Raw genomic sequence first — 2,891 nt, forward strand, 5'->3', positions numbered from 1 at the left:
GGCACGACCGGCTTCCGAAGGTTTCAACGTCTTCTGAAGTTACGGATTCAGGTTTTAAAGATTGCCTCAATATCCGATTCCCATTGGCGATCCTCAGTATAAGCAGGATTGTTGGATTTTTTTAACGGTTCGCTGGCCCCATTTTTCATATCTACCGGTATGGTCGATGGTGCTGTGGTTTCTGTGACTTGTTTTGATTCACGTTGCATCAATTTGAGCCTGTTTTTCCTTTTCTGGGTGCGAGCTTCCTGAAGGTCTTTTATACGTTTTTTGTAATCCTCTTTATTGGCAGGAATATCGGATGGTGGTAACGGAGCATTTTGTGGTGAAGAACTGGCAACTCTTGAACTATCCATGGTATCTCTCCAGCATTCCTTTGGGCTTGATAAATGCTTATTGTAGTTAGTAAAACTGGCGCTTGGCCATTTGCTGCCAGGAGACGTCGGAAACGATGAAGATAATGACATAATCAATGGTTCTGATAATGAAAACACCGAAAGTAATAATCAATAAGTCAGAAAAGTGAATTTAACCTGAAAAACGTCCGATTGGCCTGAACTGTCCCTTGCCAAATAACTAAAATGAAGTTTTATTGAAGGGTGCGTGACTGGACGTGTGAGTCTATTAATATAAAAAATAAGCTTGTTACAACAAAGGCATTCGTTTGGATGCCCTTGGTGTAATGTATTCAAGGAATGATTATCAGGCTTTAGTGGGCGCGTACATAGCCTCAATCTCTTTCTGAAACCGCTTCATAATGATTTTACGACGCAGTTTCAGGGTTGGCGTGATCTCACCGAACTCAATGGAGAACTCCTTGGGCAGCAGTGTGAATTTCTTTACCTGCTCAAATTTAGCCAGCCCTTGCTGGATTTTATTGACCCGCTGCTGGATCAGTTCCTGAATGCTGCTGTGCTGAATCAGTTCCCGGTGGTTTTGATATTTCAGATTCAGTGCTTTTGCGTGTTCTTCCAGAGCCTCAAAGGCGGGAACAATCAATGCCGTGACGTAGTTCCTGGCATCGGCAATAATGGCAATCTGCTCGATAAAGCGGTCTTTGGTCAGCGTACCTTCGATGTATTGGGGGGCGATGTATTTACCGTTGGAGGTCTTCATCAATTCCTTGATACGCTCGGTTATGCGCAGCGCACCGTTCTCATCAATCAGACCGGCATCGCCGGTGTGCAGCCAGCCGTCGGTGGTGAAGGTTTTTGCCGTTTCTTCCGGTTTTTGGTAATAGCCCCGCATGACAGTATCGCCTTTCACCTGAATTTCACCGTCTGCAGCGATGCGCACCCGTATGCCCGGTAAAGGAATACCGCAGGAGCCAAATTCAAAATCGGTATCACGGAAACAGGTCACGGTTGCCACGGTTTCTGTCATGCCGTAACCCACTTTCACATCAACACCAATGGCATGGAAAAAGCGGTTGATGTCGTCGTCAAGACGAGCGCCACCACAGGGCATAAACCGGATGTTACCGCCCAGGCCTGCACGAATTTTGCTGAATACTATTTTATCCGCGATACGGTGGAGCATCTCCAGATAAGCCGGAGCTTTAGTACCTTTGCGGCGGTATTCCATATGGGCGTTGCCGATGTTGACCGCAGTATTAAATATCATGCGGCGGATAAATGGAGCAGTGGCAACTTTCCCGTGAACGGTGGTATAAACTTTTTCAAAGAATCTGGGAACCGCGCAAAGCACCGTTGGCTTAACGGTTTTCAGCGCTTCGCTGACCTGATGCGGGTCTTTGAGATAGACATTGGTGGCGCCACGGGTAAGGGCATAAAAACTCCAGCCGCGCTCAAAAATATGGCTCAGGGGCAGGAAGCACAAAGAGGTGTCCAGGCTGTCCAGATGGATGATCTGGTCATGGCCACGGAAGCTGGCGGCGATATTGGCATAGTCCAGCATGACGCCTTTGGGCTCGCCAGTGGTACCAGAGGTATAGATCAGGGTAAAGAGATCTTCCATGCAGCGGGAAGTCAGTCTTTCTTCGAGAATGGCCGGTTCCACACCGTGTTGGATAAAGTCGTCAAAATAGACAGCCTGCGGACAGCTGTTAATATCAACCGACCGGTCAAAGACAACAAGTGTCTTTAGTGTGGAGGATTGGGCCAGCAACTCAAGAGCACCATTATATTGTGCCTGTTCACCCACAAACAGCACTGAGGCTTCTGTCTCATCCAGAATATATTTGACCTGTTCGTTGGTGCTGGTGGGGTACAGCGGTACGGTGACCAGTCGTGCCTGAAGGCAGGCCAGGTCGGCTACTGTCCACTGGGGCATGTTCTGGGACCAGATACCCACCTTCGCTTGTACCTGCAGGTTTTGTTTCAGCAGTGCGCGGGAAGTCTTGTCAATCTTTTTAATGAGTTGGTGCCAGCTGACTTCCTGCCATTGTTGATGATCAGCGCCCGGACTGGCAAAGCGCATGGCGATATGTTCCGGGTTGTGCTGGGCACGGTCACGGATCTGGCTGATCAGGTGCATATTCAAGGGGGAGTTCATCGGCACAGGAAGTATTCTCAACAGCTGGATGACATGTAGACAATGATCTAACCCTGATGTTACAGGACGTCCTGAAAGACCAAAATTGACCCAAGTCATTTTTGGTGAAATCCAGAGCGGAAAAATGTAACGGTTAGCAACTTTTTTTACTGGATGTAAACAGTGTCAATCACTTTGTTAAAAAATGTAGAGTATACCATTACCGAGCCTTCAGAATCTGTTTTATATCTACTCTGGGCCCCGGGTATATCAGATTGCCGGTGATAAGGCTCCTTGAGTGGAATCGGTAAGTAGTTGGCCGAATGGAATCGTATATTTCTGTCTAAGTGGACAGTTACTATGCAAGGCGCAACGTAGGGAGCATAGCCTTAGCTATG

General features: G+C 47.7%; 2 protein-coding genes. Both read right to left on the reverse strand.

All coding sequences use genetic code 11. The features are described from left to right. Window positions 1-47 precede the first annotated feature (47 nt). Window positions 48-356, reverse strand: a complete 309-nt coding sequence (locus KDK14_RS04905) for a hypothetical protein (RefSeq protein WP_257263900.1) — start codon at window positions 354-356, stop codon at window positions 48-50. A gap of 346 nt (window positions 357-702) precedes the next feature. Beyond that, window positions 703-2,613: a long-chain fatty acid--CoA ligase gene (locus KDK14_RS04910; RefSeq protein WP_257263901.1), complete on the reverse strand. Its 1,911-nt coding sequence runs from the start codon at window positions 2,611-2,613 to the stop codon at window positions 703-705. Window positions 2,614-2,891: the final 278 nt, after the last annotated feature.

Origin of the sequence: Endozoicomonas sp. ONNA2 (assembly GCF_024606365.1) — a bacterium.
Lineage (GTDB): Bacteria > Pseudomonadota > Gammaproteobacteria > Pseudomonadales > Endozoicomonadaceae > Endozoicomonas.